Here is a 21,273-nt window from a genome sequence, read left to right on the forward strand (position 1 = left end):
AATAATTTACCGGTGCTTTCGGGTTCAGCTAAAAATATTTTCGTAAGGCAGATAAAATGAAAAATCTAATAATTGTATTATTTTTTTTTACTTCTGGAATATCATTATTTCCACAACAAGGTGATTCAACCAAATTATTCCTTTCTGGCAATCTAAGAATTGATTCCAGGATTACGGCAAATAATATGGATGTAATTCCAAAACCAGTTTTAATTGAGAGCGAAAATAAAAAATCACCTTTTCTTGCAGGTGCAATGTCTGCTGTTATTCCAGGTGCTGGTGAAGTATATGCCGGCAGCTATTGGAAAGCTGCAATATTTGTGGCAATAGAAGCCGCAGCAATTTATGCAAATATTATTTATAATAAAAAAGGTGATGATGCTACATTAGAGTTTCAAAAATTTGCTGATGAGCATTGGAATGCAAGTCGGTACGCTGATTGGTTAACTAAATATTCCGCAGAACTTGGAATTACAACTACCATTAATTTAACAAAAGTTGAACAACATGAATTTTCCACGCTTAATGCAGCAGAGAGCCAGGTGAAAGTGACGGACGCAAATGGAAAACAATTAGCTTTTTCACACGTTCTACCGTCTTATCATTCGCAGCAGTATTATGAACTAATTGGTAAGTACCACCAGTTTAATCATGGTTGGGATGATTCCGATCCAAATTCTTCTGAGTGGATAAATAACTTATCACCACGCTTTGATCAGTATGCTGCAATGCATATTAAACCAGATGACACATTTTACAAATATGCTTCAATTACTATTGTAGCCATAGTAATAAATCACCTTATAAGTGTTGCTGATGCAGTTTGGACGACAAGCAGGTATAATAAAAATTTGACCGCAAATCTTGAGATTAAAAAAATGGAAAATCAATTTGCTGTAGAATATTATCCTCAATTAAATGTTAAATTTACATTATGAATTAAATGTTAGAGCTTAAAATGATTCAAACATCAATTAAAGATAAAAGCGATTACTTAAAAGGACTTCTTGTTTTGTCCAAAAAGGATAGAAGTTTATCTTCTGAAGAAAGAACAATAGTTAAGGAAGCTGGAAACAGGCTAGGATTTGCTTCTGATTTCATTAATGAATCATTATTTAATTTACTCCAAAACAAAAATATTGCGGAAGAACCAATTCAATTTTCAAATAAGGAAATGGCTGAGACATTTATTAGTGATGGATTAGCAATTTGTTTTTGCGATACTGAAAATCCGGCAGAGGAATTGAACTGGCTAAAGAAAGTTGCTGAGATTAATCAAATAGATCTTCGTTGGTTGGAAAATGAAATAACAAAAAAAAGAAAATTGAAAATTCGTAATCTTAAATAAGAATAATTAAAATGAAAGAACCGATTGTTGTAATTGTTGGAAGACCAAATGTGGGCAAATCTACTTTATTTAACAGGCTTACTGGTAAGAATGAAGCTATAGTTGATGACGTAAGCGGTGTTACAAGGGATAGAAAGTTTGGTGAAGTTGAATGGGCTGGAAAAGAATTTAAAATTATTGATACTGGTGGATATGTACCTGCCTCTCCCGATCTTTTTGAAACAGCGATTAGAGAACAGGTTGAAATTGCAATTGAAGAATCTGATTTAATTTTATTTATTGCTGATGTAAAGCAAGGGGTAACACCGTTTGATTATGTAATTGCAGACCTTCTGCGGACATCAAATAAAAAAACAATTCTAATAATAAATAAAGTTGACTCCGCCAAAGATGAACCAAGCCTGGCAGATTTTTACAGATTAGGATTGACGGATCTTTATGATATTTCCGCCCAAGGAGGCAGAAAGATTGGAGACCTTCTTGATGAAATAATTGATAAATTAGAATTTCCAGAAGAAAAACAAAAAGATGCAAGAATAAAAATTGCAATTGTTGGTAAACCAAATGTTGGCAAATCTTCGCTTACAAATGCGTTACTCGGCTTTGATAGAAGCATTGTAACCAACATACCAGGAACTACCAGAGATAGTATTGATTCAATTCTTAAATATTACTCAGAAGAATATATTCTGGTTGATACGGCAGGTTTACGCAAGAAAGCCAAAATACAGGAAAGTATAGAATTCTATTCAACTGTAAGAACGCTTAAAGCTATTGGTGATTGCGATATATCAATCATAATAATAGATGCACAAAGTGGATTAGAAAAACAGGACCAGAGAATTATTGATGAGGCTGTTAGCAGAAGAAAGGGAATCATAATCGCTATTAACAAATGGGATTTAATTGAAAAAGATTCTAATACAGCACGGAAACAAGAAGATTTGTATCGGGAAAAGCTTGGTTCAATCGATTATGTTCCATTCGTATTTATTTCTGCGTTAACCAAACAGCGTATTTATAGTTTGATTGATCTATCAAAAAAAGTATATGAAGAAAAAAATAAAAAAATTGCGACTAGTGAATTAAATGAGATTATGCTAAAGGAAATATTGAATTTTCCGCCACCATCAAGTCCAACAGGAAAGGAAATAAAAATAAAATATGTTACTCAGGTTGGTCAAAACTACCCGATATTCCTCTTCTTTACAAATGAACCCAAATATATAACAGATAATTATAGACGTTATTTGGAAAAGACAATCCGTAAACATTATGGTTTTGCTGGCGTACCTTTTACAATGAGTTTTAGGTCTAAATAATATTTATTGCATTAACATTTTTAGCTAAAAACTGTAATTAGTTTACCGCCCGCCTTTTTTATTTAACTGATTTTGTTAAATTTAAATCCAGTTTAATAAATAATGATTTTAAAAAAATAATCACAGCATTCTAAATTAAAATGAAAAATTTTACCCTGGTTGATCATCCAATAATAAAACGTGATATGACTACACTGCGTGACAAAAATACTTCTCCATATTTCTTTCGTTTAGCATTGCAAAGAATAGCTTCGGTTCTTGCTATGGAAATAAGTAAAGATTTTAATCTGAACGAAATTGATATAGAAACTCCATTAGAAAAAACAAAGGGATATGAGTTAGTTCAGGAAGTAGTGTTAGTTCCAGTATTGCGTGCAGGATTAAGCATGGTAAATTCATTTCTTGAGATATTGCCAGAAGCAAAAGTTGGTCATATTGGTATTCAAAGAAATGAAATTACGCTTGAACCTATGGATTACTATTATAAAACGCCGCCGAATATAAAGGAATCAATTGTGATTTTAGTTGATCCCATGCTTGCAACTGGTGGAAGTAGTGCTGCTGCATTAAAATTTCTTAAAGAAAGAGGAGCAAAAAATTGTATTTTTGCTTGTTTAGTTGCAGCACCACAGGGGGTTGAAAAAATAAATAATACTCACCCAGAAGTTAGAATTTTTTCCGCATCATTAGATAGAACTCTTAATGATAAAGGTTACATTTTACCAGGCTTAGGGGACGCAGGGGATAGAACGTTTGGTACACTATAAAATATTCCTATTTATTTTATTACCTGTTATAATCTGGGCTCAAAAATATCCAGATCCACAAGTTGATAAATTACTTTCAAGTGGAATCAATTCTATTATGGAACAGGATTATGATGAAGCTCTTCAAATATTTAATCGATTAAACATAGAATATCCAGAATTACCATTAGGAAAAATTTATTCCGCAGCTGTTTATATAACCAGGGCAGAAGATTATGGTAAAGAATTTGACCGATCCCAAATTGAAGTTTATCTGAATCAAGCAGAACAACAATCCGCTGTATTATTTGAAAAAAATAATAATCTCTGGAATCAATATTTTTTAGCTTTGTCAAAAGGTTATCTCGCTTATTATCATTTGTTAAACAAAGATTATCTTTCTGCTCTATCAGATGGATTAAAATCGATTAAGCTTTTTGAAAAAAGTATAGAGATTGATTCCTCATTTTTTGAAGCTTACATTGCAATAGGAAGTTACAAATATTGGAAGAGTGAAAAAACTGAATTCCTTAACTGGCTTCCTTTCGTTTCTGATGAAAGACAATTAGGAATAAAAACACTTAAAAAAGGATTAGAAATTCCAACCTATAATCATTTTCTCGGAGTGAATTCATTAGTTTGGATTTATATAAATCTTGGTAAGTATACAAATGCAATAAATTTGTGTAACGAAGTCTTAAAGAAATATCCATCAAATAGAACGTTTAAACGGAGTTTGGGAAGTGCTTATGCAAGAATTAATATAAAGAAGGCTATATCAATTTATTATGAACTTCTAAAATCTTATACTGAAATAAAGGGAAACAATCACTATTATGAAATAGTAATAAAATATATAATTGCCAAACAATATGTTAAAATTGGTGATGTAAAATCAGCACTGAAACTATGTAATGATATTTTAAGTATAAAAGATTTGGATAACTATGTGGCAAAAAAAACAAAAGAAAGACTTGAGAAGGTAAGAACTTTACAAAGAGAATTAATTCTTAAAGAAAATAAATGAACGATATTATTATTGATTTTCCCTTTATTATTATATATTAGCAAAACAATTAGAACAATAAGACTGTGATTACTTCATTAAAAAATAAAAAAATGTTAGATGATTTATTGGAATTATGCCGGCATAATCTGCCAAGCGTTAATGAAGAATTGATAACTAAAGCTTTCGAATTAAGCGTTGAAGCCCACAAAAATGATTTTAGAGCCTCTGGTGAACCGTATTTCAGTCATCCTTACGAAGTTGCTATGATTGTAGCTAAAGAAATTCCTCTAGATGATATTTCTGTAATTAGTGCGCTGCTCCACGATGTAATTGAAGATACAGAATTTGACTTACAATTTTTAGTAAAAGAATTTGGAAAGGAAGTTGCAGAAATTGTTGATGGTGTTACAAAAATTGGCGGTATTTTTAAAGGGCAAGACATAACGCAAGCAGAAAATTATAGGAAACTGCTTCTTTCTATGGTAAAAGATATACGAGTTATACTTGTTAAATTTGCTGATAGACTTCATAACATGCGCACTTTGGAATTCGTTAATCCTGAAAAGCAGAGAAGAGTTGCCCGTGAGACATTAGAAATATACGCACCTTTTGCAAATCGTTTTGGTCTAGCTCGTATTAAGATGGAATTGGAGGATCTTGCCTTTAAGTATTTGAATAAGGAAGCTTACGATGATTTGGTAAGGAAAATAAAAAATAAACGTAAGGAACGGGAAACTTATATTTCTAAATTTAATGCACCCATTATTGAAAGACTGAAAGAACACAATATTGTATTTGATATCAGTGGCAGACCAAAACACCTATATAGCATTTATCGTAAAATGATAAAAAGAAACAAACCATTTGAAGAAATTTATGATTTGTTTGCAGTAAGAATACTATTGGAAAGTAACGATTCGAATGAATGTTACTATGTATTAGGCGTAATTAATCAAATCTATATTCCTGTACCGGATCGGTTTAAGGATTATATTTCAATTCCAAAAACTAACAATTACCAATCGATTCATACAACAGTAGTTGGACTTGATGGAAAATTAGTAGAAGTACAAATCAGAACTCGCAAGATGCATGAAATAGCAGAAAGAGGTGTGGCTGCTCACTGGAAATACAAGGAAAATAAATTATCAAATGATGTTGAACTTGAAAAGTGGGTTAATTGGGTAAGAGAGGTTTTCGAAAATGTTTCTAAGGATGAAGCGAGCAAAGAATTATTGGCAAGTTTTAAGTTAAATCTTTATCAGGATGAGATATATGTATTTACACCTAAAGGCGATTTAAGAAGGTTACCTGTTAATTCAACTCCAGTTGATTTTGCATTTGAAATCCATAGTAAAGTTGGTTTTCATTGCATTGGCGCCAAAGTAAATGGGAAGATAGTTCCACTTGATTCCAAACTCCATAGTGGAGATCAAGTTGATATAATCACATCTAAAAATCAACATCCCAACAGAAGCTGGCTTTTATTTGTAAAAACTCATAAAGCAAAATCTGCTGTTAGAAAATGGATAAACAATGAAGAAGAAAAGCTTATTGCTAATGGAAAAGAAATTTGGGATAAAAAAATAAAGAAATATAAACTAACGTTTAATTTAGATGACATAATTCGTTTTGCTTCAAACCTTAAATTCGATAATCCAAATCAATTATTTAAATCGATAGCACAGGACAAAGTTAACATTGATGATCTTTTAATTCCTAAAAAAGAAAAAGAAATTAAAGAAAGTACAAACGATTTAGAATTCGATAATTTTGCAAATATTGCACGCACAGATGTTGGTGGTATTCTTGTAGAAGGAAAGATTGATAACGTAAAATATTCATTTGCCAAATGCTGCAATCCAATTCCCGGTGATCCAATAGTTGGTTACATAACAATTGGTGAAGGAATAAAAGTACACAGGAAAAATTGTAGTGTCTTAATAACCATAGTCAAAAAGGATGAAAACCGCCTGCTACCTGTTCAATGGCCACCTACTGATACTTCTCTTTTTGTTGCTGGACTTTCTATTGTTGGGGAAGATTCGCCAGGTATACTCAAAGACATTTCTCACAGTATAACTTCATTTCAAAATACAAATATTAAATCAGTAAATATTTCCGCAAATAATTCAATGTTTAAAGGTACAATAACTCTTTATGTTATGAATCTCGAGCATTTATCAAGAATAATTGAACGGTTAAAAAAAAATAAAGGAATATATTCTGTGGAAAGATTTGATAGTACCAGCATTCCGAGTTTATAAACTTTAGAATTGAACAAATGAATAATTTTCAAGAAGAAAGAATTTTAGCAATCGATTTTGGCTCTAAACGAGTTGGATTAGCATTAACCGATCCGTTGAAAATGTTTGCCTATCCTTTTAAAACTCTTGAAAACAATAATAATTTGATTGATGAAATATCAACAATTGTTAAAAGCAATAATGTTGTAAAAATTTTATTAGGTTATCCACTAAGAGAAGATGGTCGAAAATCTGACATTACTTATCTTGTGGAAAAATTTTGTGAGCGACTAAAATCCAGAATCAGTTTAGAAATAATTTATTGGGATGAAAGGTATACTTCAGAACTAGCGAAAGCAGATATAATAGAAATTGTGAAAAAAAAGAAGAATCGGCGGGATAAAGGTTTGGTAGACCGAACTGCCGCATGTATTATCCTAAAAGAGTATTTAGAAGAAATTAATTCAAAAACATAATTATCATTTTAATTAGATTTCAGGAAGAGATTTTTCAATTTTAATAAATGTAGTTCTGAAATTAATGTCATCATCGTTTTAAGCAATATTCTTTTTTAATTATTTTCAAAAATTTAATGAATAAAAAATTTTATTCAATTTTAGCAGCATTCATCCTTTCAATTATTATTTGGGGATCAGTAACTCTTTCTTATTATTATGTTATAAAAGTAAGAGTACCAATTAAAGTTACTAATTTGCCAGACGGATATATAATCGGCTCTGTTTCAGTAAAAGATATTACAATCAATTTAAGAGGAGAAGGTTGGAAAATTTTATCTTTGCTTTGGGGGAAAAAACCTAATTATGTTATTGCATTAAGCCAGGATGAAATGGATGAAACATTTTATCTAAAAGACGCGCTAAAAGAAAATGAATGGCTCTCGAATGGTATCCAGGTGTTTGATATGTATCCTACTTCTTTTAAGTATAAAGTTGAAAAGATGAAAGAAAAAAAAGTTAGAATCTATTCCGCTCTAAACCTAATTTTTAATCCTGAATATGGGATCGCTTCAAAAATTACAATTATTCCAGAATCCATTACTGTAAGTGGTCCAAAAGCAATTTTAAATGAATTAGATAGTATTCCTACATTGAAAAAACAATTTGATAATCTTGAAAATAATGTTGATGAGAAAGTGGAACTTCAACCAATTGAAAATGTTACATACTCAACAAACATAGTAAATGTTATTTTTGATGTTCAGAAAATTGTAGATAAATCGTTTGAAAACCTGGAAGTTGAAATTGTGAATCTGCCAAAGTCAAGAGAAGTTTCTCTTTTTCCAAATAAAATTTCTGTAGTCTTGAGAGGTGGAATTAATATATTAAGTAAATTGAGTAATGATAATATTCATCCATTTGTTGATTATCAAAGCCTGATTAAGGATACTACTGGTACTATAGAACCAACCATCAATATAGCAGGATTTACGAAGACAATTGATATTAAACCAGCACGATTAACATATATAATTAAAAAATTTTAGCCTATGTTTATTTCATTCGAAGGATTGGATTTTTGTGGTAAATCTACTCAGGTAACTCTGCTTGAGGAATATCTTATCAAAAAAAATCAGAAAGTAAAAATAATTAGGGAGCCTGGAGGTACAGCTATATCTGAAAAAATCAGAAATATTCTTTTAGATAAAATGAATGATAAAATGCTGATTGAAACAGAAATATTGTTATTCTCAGCAAGCCGTGCTCAAGTTGTACGTGAAATTATTCGTCCACATTTAGAAATGGACTACTATGTAATTGCCGATAGATTTCACGATTCAACAATCGCTTACCAGGGATTTGGCAGAGAAATACCGCTGGACTTTGTAAATAAAATAAATCAGTTTGCTATCGGAAATACATTACCAGATCTGACTTTTTTTATTGATTTAACACTTGAAGAAACCGAGAAAAGAAAAAACTCAAGAAGCCGGGCTGAATTAGATCGTATTGAAGTATCTAAAAATAATTTTTATGAAAAAGTTAGACAAGGTTATTATTTCCTTGCGCAGAATGAAAAAAGGTTTAGATTAATTGATGGCTCTCTCTCAGTTGAAGAAATTCATCAAATCATAATTAATGAAATACTTAGCAAAGAAAAATTGAACATGGAGCGATGATGTTTCTAAGAAAATATAAAATATTTTTAATTCCTGTTACAATAATTTTGTTTTCAGGTTTTTTTAAAGGTGATGACGACATTTATTTGCAAGTGTCTAAAAGCATAGAAATATTTGGTAAAATTTATAAGGAAGTTACTTTTAATTATACAGATAAAATCAATCCAGAAGAATTTATGATTTCCGGAATTAATGGGATGTTGTCTTCACTGGATCCTTATACAGTCTTTATTGACGAAAAAAGAAAAGATGATATTGATCTATTAACAAACGGAAAATACGGTGGTATTGGTGTTTCAATTGGATTGAGAAATGATAAAGTTACAATTGTTGATTTGATTGAAGGTTATACTGCTCAACGCCAGGGACTAAGAATTGGTGATGTTCTTTATAGTGTAAATGGAACCGAAATTACTAAAGATAATTTTGATGATATTTCTTCTTTTGTTAAAGGAGAACCTGGTACCGAAGTTAAAATAATTATTTTAAGGGATGGTGGAAGTGAGAAACTGGTATTCAATTTAATTAGGGAAGAAGTCAAGATTAAAAATCTAACTTTTAGTGATTTTGTACCAGAAAATAGTAATACAGTATATTTAAAATTGATTAGCTTTACAAGAACCGCAGGAGACGAAATTAAAAAAGCGCTAATAGATTTGAATGAGCAAAAGGAAATTAAATCTATAGTTTTAGATATTCGGGGTAATCCAGGTGGATTATTAGATGCAGCAATTGATGTATGTGAAAAATTCCTAAAGAAGAGCCAACTTGTAATTTCGGTTATGGGGCGCGATTCATCAAGTTATAAAAAATATTATTCTAATGAAGAACCAATTGCAAGCAACAATAAATTAATTGTTCTTGTGGACAATGGTTCAGCTTCTGCCTCCGAAATTGTAGCTGGCGCAATACAAGATCACGACAGAGGATTAATTTTAGGTACAGAAACGTTTGGGAAAGGATTAGTTCAAACGGTTGTTCCATTATCCTACAATACTTCCCTTAAAATTACAACCGCTCGTTATTATACCCCAAGTGGTAGATGTATTCAAAAAATTGATTATTCAAAGAGTAATAAAGTTGTAAAGAATAGTCAGTCTTCAACGAATAAAGATTTTGCAACTGATAATAAAAGAACTGTATTTGCTTCAGGGGGAATAAAACCAGATACAATTGTAAAATCCGAAGATGAGTCTGCAATTTTAAAAGAGCTTAGCTCAAAGGGTATAATATTTAAATTTGCTACAGATTATTTTAGCCAGACTAACAAAAATAATTTTATTAACGATTCCAATGATAATTTATATAGGTTATTTGCTGATTTTATTAAAAAAGAAAAGTTTGAATACTCAACTTCCGCAGAAAAACAAATTACTGAATTAATTAATACTTCCGAAAAAGAAAAGTACAGTATTAAAATTCTTGATGAATTAATCAATTTAAAAAATAAATTGAAAGGGATTAGAGATCAGGAAATGGAAAATCATAAGAATGAAATTGTTGTTGCTTTAAAAAACGAATTGTATACAAGATTTGAGGGACTGGCTGGCAGAATTAGAAATTCTCTATCGTATGACAAGCAATTCCAAGTAGCATTATCAATTTTAAAGGATGATAAACTTTATTCGCACTTATTGACTCATAATTGAATTAATTAACATTTTTTATTTTTAATATTATTGGAGCCATTGTTTTAATTATAAAAATTTAGACGTATTTTTTTGTTACCAAATTTTAGTTTATTGTTAATCAAATTGATTTTGGGAAATTGATATTATCAGACAAAGTAATTAAGATATATTTCCAAGGTTTAACTTAAACCTTCCGCTTTTACAAAATGAAAAAATTAAATTTTATTGTAAATAAGAATCCAATATTTGACAAGTGCCCCCAATGCAAAGAAATTGGTTCGCTCCATAGATCGAGAACAAGAAGTTTTAAAGAAAATGCAATAAAAAAATTATCATTTTGGAAAATCTATCGGTGCAAAGCTTGTGGATGGCGTGGATATAAATCAATAATTACAATAACCTCAAGATCAATAAAAGTTTTAGCGTTTTATTTATTTTTAATTTTTATTGCTGCGTATATTATTAAATCAATATTAAAATCATCGCAATGGAATTTGTAGATTAAAAATATTTTCTAAACACTTTTAACAGAAAAATCAATTCGGTTTCGTTTAATAATTTTAGATTAATATTATTTAGCTGGAGGAAACTATATGGCAACTGAAAATGGAACTGTAAAACAGTATGAATTCAAAGCTGAAATTAAACAGCTACTAAATATATTGGTGCATTCTTTATATACGCATAAAGAAATATTTCTTCGCGAACTTATTTCAAATTCATCTGATGCTTTGGACAAACTTAGATTTGAATCAGTGAGTGGAAACAAAATTGCAGATAGCGATCTTCCATTGGAAATCAAGATAGATTTTATAAAAGATAAAAATATTATTACAGTTTCTGATACTGGTATTGGAATGACAAAAGATGAATTGATTTCCAATGTTGGAACAATAGCTAAATCCGGTTCCGCTGAATTTCTTGAAAAAATTTCTAGTGAGAATAAAGATATTTCCAACATTATTGGAAAGTTTGGCGTTGGATTTTATTCTGTATTTATGGTTGCAAAGGAAGTAATTATAAAAACTAAATCTTTTATGGAAGATGAAGCTGGGGTTCAATGGCAATCGGATGGGCTAGGGAGTTATGAAATTGTACCACTATTTGAAAAAATTAAACGCGGTACTACTATCGAAATTCATTTAAGAGATGATGCAACTGAATTTGCAGATAAGTACCGATTGCAAAGTATAATTAAAAAGCACTCCAACTTTATTTCGTTTCCAATTTATTTGGAAAGTGAAAGAATAAACACGATTGCAGCACTTTGGCGCGAACCGAAATCCTCCATAACCAAGGAACAGTATAAAGAATTTTATCAATTTATGACCTATGATCAGGAAGAGCCTTTGGATACTATTCATATTACAATTGATGCTCCGATCCAGTTTAATACTTTGATTTTCATTCCTAAAAAAAACCAGGGTATTTTTGGCTATAACCGAAATGAATATGGGCTGGATTTATATGTGAAAAGAGTTTTGATACAACATCAGAATAAAGATTTGCTCCCAGAATATCTTTCCTTTGTTAAAGGTGTAGTTGATTCTGAAGATTTACCGCTAAATATTTCCCGCGAGACTCTTCAGGAAAATATTATTTTTAATAAAATATCTCAAACAGTCGCTAACCAAATTCTTTCATTTTTGTCTAAAATGGCTGTTGATGATCTGGAGAAGTATAAAGAATTCTGGAAAGAACATAGCAAAATATTCAGACTCGGTTATTCAGATTATGCGAACAAAGAAAAAGTTTCCGAGTTGTTAAGATTTAATTCATCAAATTTAAATAATGCTGATGACTTGATATCTCTGAAAGAATATTGTGAAAGGATGAAGTCCGGACAAAAGGAAATTTATTTTCTTTCCGGTGCAAGCAGGGACGCTATTATTTCAAATCCACATTTAGAAATATTCAAAAACAAAGGTCTGGAAGTTTTATATTTATACGATCCAATTGATGAATTCGTTATGGATTCACTAAGAGAATATAAAACATTTGCGCTTAAAGCTGTAGAACAAGTTGATACAAACACTTTAAAACAATTTGATGATATTATAAAAAAGGAAGATAGTTCACCAGAATTATCGAAAGATGAAGAAAAGAAATTTGACAAACTGCTTAAAAGAATAAAAGAAATTTTAGGTGACAAAGTTACAGAGGTTCGGATTTCAAGCAGGTTAACAGACAGCCCTTCCTGCCTCGTCAATCCGGCAGACGGGATAACATCCCAGATGCAAAAAATGCTTCAGATAGTAACTAAAGATTCTACAATTCCGAAAAAAATATTAGAAGTTAATAAGAACCATAAACTTTTTAGAAATTTGCTAAAGATTTATTCCGCCAACCCGCAGGATGACTATATCACACTCGTTGCTGAGCAACTTTATGAATCTTCGCTTTTACTTGAAGGATATTTGACTGATCCTCATAATCTTGTTAACAGGATTAAAAATATTTTAGAGAAATCGAGTGAATGGCATATTGCAGTTAGAAGTTAAGAAAGGTTACTCGCTTACATCGTCAAAATATTCAACCGGTTGTTCAGAATGTATAATTTGATTTTGTGTTATTGAATTAAATAGTTGTTCCCTGGAAGTATAGTCTTTAAGATAATATACTTTTACGCTGGTTCTGTTTCTTATTAACCAGCCAAGTGTAATTTTAATTTTTTCAAGATCTTTTTTGTCAACCTCCTGAAAAAGTGAAACTGTTCCATTGTAATAATCTTCAATTGCAGTATCGAAAAGATTTAGATCATTCATCAAGTAATCTTTTATAAAAAGTTTTCCGGAAGAAAGAAGCAAAAAATCATTTTTACCATTTCCACTAACAATAATTAAAACGTTTGCAGTATTGATGGGCTCAGCAATTACAGAAGTTTTATGGATTTGAGCTAATATCAAATTAACAAGATCCCTAATTTGTCCTGCTTCCTCATATTTCCTTTTCTCGGATAAATCCTTCATTTTATTTATGAGTCTATTTAATGCAATTTGATTTTTGCCTGATAAAAAATCGTAGACAAGTTTTAATTCTTCTATGTAGTGCTCAGAAATATTTTGATTAATACATGGAGCCATACAGCGGTGTAATTGATGTAAGTAGCATTCTTTTAATTTTGCAAATTCTTTATCATCGCATTCCCGCAAATTGAAAGTCTTATTTATCAATTCAATTAAGTTTTTTAATGTATCCTGATTTGAATATGGACCAAAATAATCATTACCATCTAAATCAAAATGACTGCTGCTTTCTATATTAGCAAACCTGGTATTTTTATTTACACGGATAAAATAAGTCTGCCCGTATTTCTTTAGTTGGTAGTTATGCTTGGGATTGTGGATTTTAATCAGTTCTGCTTCAGTTATTAAAGCTGTTAATTCAGAATTAGTTGTTTCAAATTCGATCTTACTTGCCTGGCGAACTATTTTGCGCGATTTGCTCAATGCTGTGGAAGAAAAATAATTTTTTACCCGATCTTTTAAGGATTTTGCTTTTCCAACATACAATATTTCATCTTTTGAGTTTTTAAAGAAATATACTCCTGGTGCTTCTGGTAACCTGGTAAAATCATTTAATAATTTTTTCTTTATCAGTTTATAATTTTCTTTAAGTAATGGAATGTATTGGTAGTTAAGTAAATCGGAGACAACATGCACATTTTGATTTTCCTGCAATTCAATTAGCATCTTTAAAAGTATTTTAGCTGTTGCTGATGCATCTCCCAAAGCACGGTGTACATTTTTATGAGTGATCCCTAAATTTTTTACCATAGCGCCAAGCGATTTACTTTTAAATTGCGGATATAATTTCCTTGCAAGTTTTAGTGTACATAAAGATGGGTTTGGTATTTTATCAATTCCACATTGATTGAATTCTCGTTTAAGGAATGAAAGATCAAATTGGGCATTATGAGCAACAATAATTGTATCCTTAATAAATTCCTGTACTTTAGAAATAATTTCATCAAAATATGGCGCATCGTAAACATCGGAATTGGAAATACCAGTTAACTGTGTTATAAAGTATGGAATCTCAGTCCCCGGGTTTATTAATGAATGAAATCTGTCCGTAACTTTTAAATTATTAATCTTAACAATACCTATTTCAATAACTCTACAGTTATTAGGACTCATTCCAGTTGTTTCAACATCAAGAACGCAGAATTCCGCTTCATCTATAATTAAATCAAATATGTTTTTATCCGTCATATATATTTACCTAAACAAAAAATAAAGCATTTAACATTAAATTGCCCTTAAAGATTTATTTTCTTAACGACTTTAATGAATCTTTTTACTTGTCTTGGTTTTCATACGGTTTATTAAGAATCAATTGTGTTAAAATAAATCTAAAATTGGTTCAGCAAAATAAATTGCATATATTTTGAAAAAAGAATGAGGAAAATGAATTCAATCAACATTTTGTTTATTGGTGATATAATTGGAAAACCAGGTCTAGATATGGTAATAACCTGGCTGCCAAGTTTAGTAAAAAAATACAAAACTGATTTTATTATTGCTAACGGGGAAAATGTATCCGACGGTAAAGGATGCACAGAAAAAGAAGGGAAGATTCTTTTTGATCTGGGTGTAAATGTAATTACTGGCGGAAATCATACATGGGATAAACATCAATCACAGGATTATCTAAAAATAGAAGATCGTTATTTGCGTCCACAAAACTATCCCAAAGGAACATTTGGCAGAGGTTTCCGAATATCTGAATCTAAAAAGGGAAAGGTTGCTGTTCTTAATTTACAAGGCAGAGCATTTATGGCTACAATTGATTGTCCATTTCGATCAGCAGATTGGGTGCTTGAAAGAATTAAAAATGAAACAAAAGTCATCCTAATCGATTTTCATGCTGAGGCTACAGCCGAAAAATTAGCCTTAGCTAACTATCTTGATGGAAAGATTAGTGCATTTGTTGGAACGCATACTCACATCCAAACTGCTGATGAAAGAATTCTACCTAAAGGTACCGGCTATATAACTGACGTTGGAATGACTGGTCCCTATGATTCTGTAATTGGAATGAAAACAGAAGCTGCAATAAATCGATTCGTTTACCAGACTCCGCAAAAATATCAAACAGCAGAAAATGATGTTCATCTGTGTGGAATGGTTTATAAAATTGATACAGATTCTGGAAAAACTGTTGAGATTGAGAGAATTTTATTACCAGAATTCACACGCCAAAATTCTTGATAATATTTTAATTGATAAATTCTTTCCAATAAAAAGTTTTTGTAGAAATACAACCCGCTCAATATTTTTTCTTAACTGAATGAAATTAGTTTGTATTCTTATTATATTTTCTTCCAGTAAAACAAAGGTTATTGTTGATGAATTTGATTGATGGTAAAAAAGTTAGCGATCAGATAAAAGCGGAATTGAAAGAAAAGGTTGCATTATTAATTAAAGATGGAAAGGGTGTTCCTGGTTTAGTAACCATTCTCGTTGGACAAAATCCCGCCTCAGTATCGTACGTGAATAGTAAAAGCAAAGACTGTATTGAACTTGGTATGTTTTCAGTTGTTGAAAAATTAATAGAAGAAATTAGCGAGAATGAACTTTTAGCTTTAATTGAAAAATATAATCAGGATAAAAATATTAACGGTATATTAGTCCAGCTACCTTTACCAAAACATATTGACGAAAATAAAATTATTGAAGCCATTCTTCCGGCTAAAGATGTGGATGGATTTCATCCGATTAGTGTAGGTAAATTAGTTATTGGGCTGGAAACATTTTATCCCTGTACACCAGCCGGTATCCAAGAACTATTGAAAAGATATAACATTGAAACAACTGGGAAACATGTTGTAGTTGTTGGGCGCAGCAACATTGTTGGAAAACCAATCGCAAACATTATGCTTCAGAAAAAAGATTTTGCAAATTCAATAGTTACTATTTGCCATACAGCCGCAAAAGATTTATCCCAATATACCAGATCGGCAGATATTCTTATTGCCGCCATAGGTAAACCAAATTGCATAACGGCAGATATGGTTAAGGAAAATGCAGTTGTGATTGATGTTGGCATAAACCGGGTTGAAGATAAAAGTTTGCCAAAAGGATATAAAATTGTTGGCGATGTTGATTTTGAAAATGTTGCTCCTAAAACTTCATTTATTACTCCGGTACCTGGTGGTGTAGGACTTATGACAAGAGCAATGCTTTTAATGAATACATACAAAGCTTATTTAATGCAGAATAATATGAAGGTATAAGCAATAATGAAATTAGAAAACTTAGATTCATTAACTAATGAATTAATGAACGCATATTCAAAAACATCTCCTGAAGTTTTTCCTTTTGACAAAGAAAAACTTTCTTCCATGATCGATCATACTATTTTAAAAGCAGAAGCTACTCGGATAGAAGTAGAAAAAATTTGTTCCGAAGCTAAAGAATTTTCATTTGCAACTGTATGTGTAAATCCATCATTCGTTCCGCTCTGTAAAACATTATTGAAAAATTCGCCGGTAAAAGTTTGTACAGTAATTGGTTTTCCACTTGGTGCAACAATTACAGACGTAAAAAAGTTTGAAGCAGAGCAAACCATGCAAAATGGTGCTGAAGAAATTGATATGGTTATAAATATTGGACGATTAAAACAAAATGAATATCAATATGTTTTTGAAGAAATAAACCAAATTGTTTTGGTTGCAAAAAAAAATAATGGGATTTGTAAAGTGATTATCGAAACGGCTTTGCTTAGTGATGAAGAAAAAGTAAAAGCCTGTTTAATTGCAAAATCAGCCGGAGCCGATTTTGTAAAAACTTCTACCGGATTTAGCAAAGGTGGTGCAACTGCTTCGGATATTTCTTTAATGCGTTTTATAGTTGGAAAGGAGATTGGAGTAAAAGCTTCCGGTGGAATTAGAACTTACGAAGATGCTGTTAAAATGATCGAAAGCGGAGCAAACCGCATCGGTGCCAGCGCAAGCGTTCAAATAGTTAATGGTTCTAAAAGCAATGCGGTTGGTTACTGATGGTTCTTACAATGGTTGTTATAAAAACTGATGATGGTTTTTCTGCTGAAGTTCCAACAATAAAAGGATGCGAAACCTGGGCACACGACGAAGAAACTGTAATTGATAAGATGCTTGATTTGGTTGCTTTTTACTTAAAACTTCCTTTGCCTCACTTTGCAATTGAGAGATCGAGGAAGATTGATGAAAAAATATTTTACAAAATTATTTTTAATAAAAAGCCGTGAAGGCATTTAAGACAGAACAAAGAATAAATAAAATTACCTCAACTGTTAGAGCGCGGCAATTTTCTTTAAGAGTCGTTCTCGAAAACATCCACGATCCGCATAATGTGAGCGCAATATTAAGAACGTGTGATGCTGTTGGTGTACCAAAAGTTTCTTTGCTTTACACGGTAGAAAAATTTCCTAAGCTAAGTAGAATTACTTCTGCATCTGCCAATAAGTGGGTGGAAAAAGAAAAGTTCAAAAGTGTTGATGAATGTTATGGCTCTTTACGTAAGGATGGATTTAGAATCTTTGCCAGTTCGCTAAATGGTGACTCAAAAGATTTTTATGATTTAGACTTTACAAAAAAAACAGCAATTGTAATTGGCAACGAACATCGTGGAGTAACCAAGGATGCCGTAGAACAAGCGGATGAAATATTCAGAATTCCTATGTTTGGAATGGTTCAAAGCCTGAATGTTTCTGTAGCAACCGCAGTAATCCTTTATGAAATATTGCGACAAAGACGCAAGAAAGGTTTTTATACAAAAAACCAAATGGATGAAACTGAATTAGAAAAATTAATAGAGGAGTGGTGTAAAAAATAATGGTGCAATCATTCAACAAAATAAAAAAAGTATTAGGTGAATTAAACTTACCTGGTGATAAATCCATTTCTCATCGTGCAGTAATGTTTTCTTCACTTGCAAAAGGAACATCAACTATAGAAAATATCTCAAATGCAGAAGACGTCAATTCTACGATCTCCTGTTTTAAGCAGCTTGGATGTAAAGTTGAGAAAGATGGAAATCTATTAAAGATAACCGGTAAAGGATTTAAAAAATTTAAAAAACCTATCGAACCATTGAATACCGATAACTCAGGAACAACTGCAAGATTGTTAAGCGGAATTCTTGTTGCACAAGATTTTGAAACAAAAATTATTGGAGATCTTTCACTTTCTGCAAGACCAATGATGCGGATAATTGAACCATTGACTGAAATGGGTGGAAAGATAAAAGCCACAGATACTTTTACTCTACCTATGTCGATCAAACCTTCAGCAAAACTTCATCCAATTGAATATGAACTGCCGGTACCAAGTGCACAAGTAAAGAGTGCTGTTCTGCTTGCAGGACTTCATCTTGAAGAAACTACAACTGTTATTGAAGGAATTCCTTCCAGAAATCATACTGAAGTTTTATTGAATCTGAAGACAATTTATGAAGAGAATCAGAGAAAAATATTTGTGTCTAAAAAGGATTATCCGGAAAAAGGGGAATACATAATTCCTTCTGATATATCGTCTGCTGTATTTTTTATTGTTCTTACTCTGTTATCAAAAAATTCTGAATTGAAAGTAAAGAATGTTAGCTTAAATCCAACCCGCACTGGAATATTGGATATTCTTAAAGCCATGGGTGCAAAGATTTCGATAGAAAATGAAAAACGAAAAATGGGAGAACACATTGGCGATATTATGGTTAAAAGCAGTCGCTTAAAGAATGTTAAAATTGAAGAAAATCTTATTCCAAATATAATTGATGAAATTCCTGCTTTATCTATTGCTGGACTATTTGCCGAGGGTAAGTTCGAAATTTCCGGCGCGATGGAATTAAGATTTAAAGAAACTGATAGAATCAAAGCTTTATGCAACAACTTCAAAGCGTTAGGTCTTAATGCGGAGGAATTTGATGATGGATTTTCTGTTTATGGAGATATAAAAAACAAAGCTATTAAATTTGAAAGTTATGATGATCACCGGATTGCAATGGCGATGAGCATTCTTTCTATGTTGTTAAAAGATGGAGGAAATGTAAATAATTTTGAGTGTGTAAGTATTTCTAATCCAAATTTTTTATCACAGCTTAAATCGATTCTAAAATAATTTACAACTTAGCCGAACAATAATTCATTTGAAGGTTTCTTTTGTAGCGAAAAAAAAAGAAACCTTTTTGATTTTTACAATTCCGTTACCTGATGTTCAAACTTTTCAATTTCAATTTGATCAAACATCCACTTCACAATGTCTAAACCGTACTTATTTGCAAAGTAAATAAAGTTCAGTTCTCTTTCCTGGAGGTTTGAATTGGGATAAAGGATGTTGGAAACTCTGTTTATTTGGCGAATAGTTACATCGTGTTTTCTTTTCTGCGCATCTGATGATCTTTCTTTCAGCAATTCTAAATTTTGAAGTATCTTTTCTGATGTTTTGTTTGTTAAGTCAACAAGAGTGTTATCAATTGCAAAAAGTTTTTCTTTAAGATTATCCAATGCAATTGTAATTTCTTTTGAACAATTATCAAACGCTTGTTCCGAATTGACTTCAGAAAGATTGCCAATTATTTTTTTAGTAATTGATTCTTTATCATTAAAAAAATCCGAATAAGACAAATTAAATTTTTCTACTAATTTCTGGATGTTTTTTTCAGCAATCGTTAATGAGGATCGTGGATATATAATTGGCTGTTCAATATCAAACATTTTATAAAGCGGTATTACCTGTGCAAAATAACTTATCTCGCTAGGACCACCAACGTAAAACGCCGTTCTGAATAAATAGTCCTGGCATATTGGTCGAAGCAGAACATTCGGGCTGAATTTTTCTGGAGATATTTCAATTTGTTCTAAAAGTGTTTCCTTAGAGAATTTTTTTCTTTTTCCTTTCAATCTAAATTCGGATTCAATTGGTTCAATTAAATGCCGTCCATCTTCTTCAGACATAAACAGATTGATTGGTCTTGCTTTTACCTGGGCGTGATATGATTCTTCAAGTTTAGCACTTATACTGACAACCTCGTTTGCGTGTTCTCTAAATTCTTCAACTTCTTTCTTAAAGATGGGTTTTAAAAGTTTTTTAACTTTTGGATCCGATGGATCAAAGATTATCACTCCAAATTTATCAAAGAAGTAAAAGATAAGTTCCTTAAATGCGTCTTTAAAAGTACTTCCAACTTTATAAAATGATTTTAGTAAGTCCATTAATTTCGGTTTGAATTCAGTATCTCTTAATTGTTTTTGTAATTCATCTAATAAAATTTCTACTGCTCCATTAAATTTAATCTTACCAACACTACCTCTATTAATTTCTTCACCAATTCCATCGTTATAATCCATAGTTACTAATTCATTATTTTCGTCAATCAAATTAAATGATTTTACTTCCTCAAAATCATGGTCGTCCCCCTCAAGCCAAAAGACTGGAACAAAATTGTAGTTACTATATTTTTCATTTAACGCGTAACTAAGTTTTATTGATGTAAGAATTTTATAAAACGTATAAAGCGGTCCACCAAATATTCCGAGTTGTTGACCAGTTACAATAGCAAGTGTATTCTTCTGTTTCAAACTTTCAATATTTCTAATTGTTTTTTCATCGGGAGTAAGATTAGAATATTGATTGTGAATAATTTCTAAAAGTTCTAAGGTATGATGCTTTTCTTTTTGAGCAAGCAAATTAAAATGTTGTGGATAAAAGGTTTTATCCCTAAAATCTTTTCCGTAAAAACGTTTTACATTACTAAATTCGTAAAGATAATCGAGAAAAAGATTCTGATGACCAGGTATATCGCTAAAATTAATAAACATCGCTACTCCAAAATATCTTATTAAAAAATAGATAAAA

19 protein-coding genes are annotated in these 21,273 nt (G+C 31.1%); 17 read left to right on the plus strand and 2 right to left on the minus strand.

The window, feature by feature from the left end; genetic code table 11:
- The first annotated feature begins 56 nt into the window (after positions 1–56).
- The 11 genes from NTX22_06395 to htpG all read left to right on the plus strand — a co-directional run bounded on the left by NTX22_06395 (position 57) and on the right by htpG (position 12,940).
- Complete coding sequence (locus tag NTX22_06395; GenBank protein MCX6150133.1) at positions 57–938, plus strand: hypothetical protein; 882 nt, start codon at positions 57–59, stop codon at positions 936–938.
- Positions 939–958: 20 nt separating this feature from the next.
- The gene (locus tag NTX22_06400) at positions 959–1,348 is read left to right on the plus strand and encodes a hypothetical protein (GenBank protein ID MCX6150134.1); all 390 of its coding nucleotides are present in this window, start codon (positions 959–961) and stop codon (positions 1,346–1,348) included.
- 11 nt (positions 1,349–1,359) lie between these two features.
- A complete protein-coding gene (gene der / locus NTX22_06405; GenBank protein MCX6150135.1) occupies positions 1,360–2,670 on the plus strand; it encodes a ribosome biogenesis GTPase Der in 1,311 nt (436 codons plus the stop codon).
- A 140-nt stretch (positions 2,671–2,810) separates the two neighbouring features.
- Positions 2,811–3,437 carry a uracil phosphoribosyltransferase gene (gene upp / locus NTX22_06410; protein ID MCX6150136.1) on the plus strand — a complete coding sequence of 209 codons (627 nt, stop codon included), beginning with the start codon at positions 2,811–2,813 and terminating at the stop codon, positions 3,435–3,437.
- On the plus strand, positions 3,424–4,443 hold the full coding sequence (locus NTX22_06415; protein ID MCX6150137.1) for a tetratricopeptide repeat protein: 1,020 nt from the start codon (positions 3,424–3,426) through the stop codon (positions 4,441–4,443). The genes upp and NTX22_06415 overlap by 14 nt, the downstream gene beginning before the upstream one ends.
- A 92-nt stretch (positions 4,444–4,535) precedes the next feature.
- Entirely contained in the window at positions 4,536–6,692 is a 2,157-nt protein-coding gene (locus NTX22_06420) for a bifunctional (p)ppGpp synthetase/guanosine-3',5'-bis(diphosphate) 3'-pyrophosphohydrolase (protein MCX6150138.1), read from the plus strand.
- A gap of 17 nt (positions 6,693–6,709) precedes the next feature.
- Positions 6,710–7,147 carry a Holliday junction resolvase RuvX gene (ruvX, locus tag NTX22_06425; GenBank protein MCX6150139.1) on the plus strand — a complete coding sequence of 146 codons (438 nt, stop codon included), beginning with the start codon at positions 6,710–6,712 and terminating at the stop codon, positions 7,145–7,147.
- A gap of 116 nt (positions 7,148–7,263) precedes the next feature.
- Complete coding sequence (locus NTX22_06430; GenBank protein ID MCX6150140.1) at positions 7,264–8,175, plus strand: hypothetical protein; 912 nt, start codon at positions 7,264–7,266, stop codon at positions 8,173–8,175.
- Between the two features lie 3 nt (positions 8,176–8,178).
- Entirely contained in the window at positions 8,179–8,808 is a 630-nt protein-coding gene (gene tmk, locus NTX22_06435) for a dTMP kinase (GenBank protein MCX6150141.1), read from the plus strand.
- The gene (locus NTX22_06440) at positions 8,808–10,457 is read left to right on the plus strand and encodes a S41 family peptidase (GenBank protein MCX6150142.1); all 1,650 of its coding nucleotides are present in this window, start codon (positions 8,808–8,810) and stop codon (positions 10,455–10,457) included. Before tmk ends, NTX22_06440 begins: the two co-directional genes overlap by 1 nt.
- Positions 10,458–11,032: 575 nt before the next feature.
- Positions 11,033–12,940 (plus strand): molecular chaperone HtpG, encoded by a 1,908-nt coding sequence (gene htpG, locus NTX22_06445; protein ID MCX6150143.1) that lies wholly within the window; start codon positions 11,033–11,035, stop codon positions 12,938–12,940.
- A gap of 6 nt (positions 12,941–12,946) precedes the next feature.
- Here htpG and NTX22_06450 read toward each other — a convergent pair whose 3' ends face one another.
- Positions 12,947–14,653, minus strand: coding sequence for an exonuclease domain-containing protein (locus NTX22_06450; protein MCX6150144.1), 1,707 nt, complete (start codon positions 14,651–14,653; stop codon positions 12,947–12,949).
- A 195-nt stretch (positions 14,654–14,848) separates the two neighbouring features.
- Between NTX22_06450 and NTX22_06455 the strand changes: the two genes are divergently transcribed.
- The 6 genes from NTX22_06455 to aroA all read left to right on the plus strand — a co-directional run bounded on the left by NTX22_06455 (position 14,849) and on the right by aroA (position 19,536).
- Positions 14,849–15,652, plus strand: a complete 804-nt coding sequence (locus tag NTX22_06455) for a TIGR00282 family metallophosphoesterase (GenBank protein MCX6150145.1) — start codon at positions 14,849–14,851, stop codon at positions 15,650–15,652.
- A gap of 137 nt (positions 15,653–15,789) precedes the next feature.
- The gene (locus tag NTX22_06460; protein ID MCX6150146.1) at positions 15,790–16,677 is read left to right on the plus strand and encodes a bifunctional 5,10-methylenetetrahydrofolate dehydrogenase/5,10-methenyltetrahydrofolate cyclohydrolase; all 888 of its coding nucleotides are present in this window, start codon (positions 15,790–15,792) and stop codon (positions 16,675–16,677) included.
- A gap of 6 nt (positions 16,678–16,683) precedes the next feature.
- A complete protein-coding gene (gene deoC, locus NTX22_06465; protein MCX6150147.1) occupies positions 16,684–17,442 on the plus strand; it encodes a deoxyribose-phosphate aldolase in 759 nt (252 codons plus the stop codon).
- On the plus strand, positions 17,442–17,669 hold the full coding sequence (locus tag NTX22_06470; GenBank protein MCX6150148.1) for a hypothetical protein: 228 nt from the start codon (positions 17,442–17,444) through the stop codon (positions 17,667–17,669). Before deoC ends, NTX22_06470 begins: the two co-directional genes overlap by 1 nt.
- Complete coding sequence (locus NTX22_06475; protein MCX6150149.1) at positions 17,666–18,256, plus strand: RNA methyltransferase; 591 nt, start codon at positions 17,666–17,668, stop codon at positions 18,254–18,256. The genes NTX22_06470 and NTX22_06475 overlap by 4 nt, the downstream gene beginning before the upstream one ends.
- Positions 18,256–19,536 (plus strand): 3-phosphoshikimate 1-carboxyvinyltransferase, encoded by a 1,281-nt coding sequence (gene aroA, locus NTX22_06480; GenBank protein MCX6150150.1) that lies wholly within the window; start codon positions 18,256–18,258, stop codon positions 19,534–19,536. Before NTX22_06475 ends, aroA begins: the two co-directional genes overlap by 1 nt.
- Positions 19,537–19,610: 74 nt before the next feature.
- On the opposite strand, the gene bshC is transcribed toward aroA, so the two are convergent.
- On the minus strand, positions 19,611–21,236 hold the full coding sequence (gene bshC, locus NTX22_06485; GenBank protein MCX6150151.1) for a bacillithiol biosynthesis cysteine-adding enzyme BshC: 1,626 nt from the start codon (positions 21,234–21,236) through the stop codon (positions 19,611–19,613).
- Positions 21,237–21,273 lie beyond the last annotated feature (37 nt).

This window comes from Ignavibacteriales bacterium, assembly GCA_026390815.1.
Lineage (GTDB): Bacteria > Bacteroidota > Ignavibacteria > Ignavibacteriales > SURF-24 > JAPLFH01.

Excerpts from the sequence above, each read along its gene's own strand:
- NTX22_06395 (MCX6150133.1), top strand. The coding sequence starts at position 57 with ATGAAAAATCTAATAATTGTATTATTTTTTTTTACTTCTGGAATATCA.
- NTX22_06400 (MCX6150134.1), top strand. The coding sequence starts at position 959 with ATGATTCAAACATCAATTAAAGATAAAAGCGATTACTTAAAAGGACTT.
- der (MCX6150135.1), top strand. The coding sequence starts at position 1,360 with ATGAAAGAACCGATTGTTGTAATTGTTGGAAGACCAAATGTGGGCAAA.
- upp (MCX6150136.1), top strand. The coding sequence starts at position 2,811 with ATGAAAAATTTTACCCTGGTTGATCATCCAATAATAAAACGTGATATG.
- NTX22_06420 (MCX6150138.1), top strand. The coding sequence starts at position 4,536 with ATGTTAGATGATTTATTGGAATTATGCCGGCATAATCTGCCAAGCGTT.
- ruvX (MCX6150139.1), top strand. The coding sequence starts at position 6,710 with ATGAATAATTTTCAAGAAGAAAGAATTTTAGCAATCGATTTTGGCTCT.
- NTX22_06430 (MCX6150140.1), top strand. The coding sequence starts at position 7,264 with ATGAATAAAAAATTTTATTCAATTTTAGCAGCATTCATCCTTTCAATT.
- tmk (MCX6150141.1), top strand. The coding sequence starts at position 8,179 with ATGTTTATTTCATTCGAAGGATTGGATTTTTGTGGTAAATCTACTCAG.
- NTX22_06440 (MCX6150142.1), top strand. The coding sequence starts at position 8,808 with ATGTTTCTAAGAAAATATAAAATATTTTTAATTCCTGTTACAATAATT.
- htpG (MCX6150143.1), top strand. The coding sequence starts at position 11,033 with ATGGCAACTGAAAATGGAACTGTAAAACAGTATGAATTCAAAGCTGAA.
- NTX22_06450 (MCX6150144.1), bottom strand. The coding sequence starts at position 14,653 with ATGACGGATAAAAACATATTTGATTTAATTATAGATGAAGCGGAATTC.
- NTX22_06455 (MCX6150145.1), top strand. The coding sequence starts at position 14,849 with ATGAATTCAATCAACATTTTGTTTATTGGTGATATAATTGGAAAACCA.
- NTX22_06460 (MCX6150146.1), top strand. The coding sequence starts at position 15,790 with ATGAATTTGATTGATGGTAAAAAAGTTAGCGATCAGATAAAAGCGGAA.
- deoC (MCX6150147.1), top strand. The coding sequence starts at position 16,684 with ATGAAATTAGAAAACTTAGATTCATTAACTAATGAATTAATGAACGCA.
- NTX22_06470 (MCX6150148.1), top strand. The coding sequence starts at position 17,442 with ATGGTTCTTACAATGGTTGTTATAAAAACTGATGATGGTTTTTCTGCT.
- aroA (MCX6150150.1), top strand. The coding sequence starts at position 18,256 with ATGGTGCAATCATTCAACAAAATAAAAAAAGTATTAGGTGAATTAAAC.
- bshC (MCX6150151.1), bottom strand. The coding sequence starts at position 21,236 with ATGTTTATTAATTTTAGCGATATACCTGGTCATCAGAATCTTTTTCTC.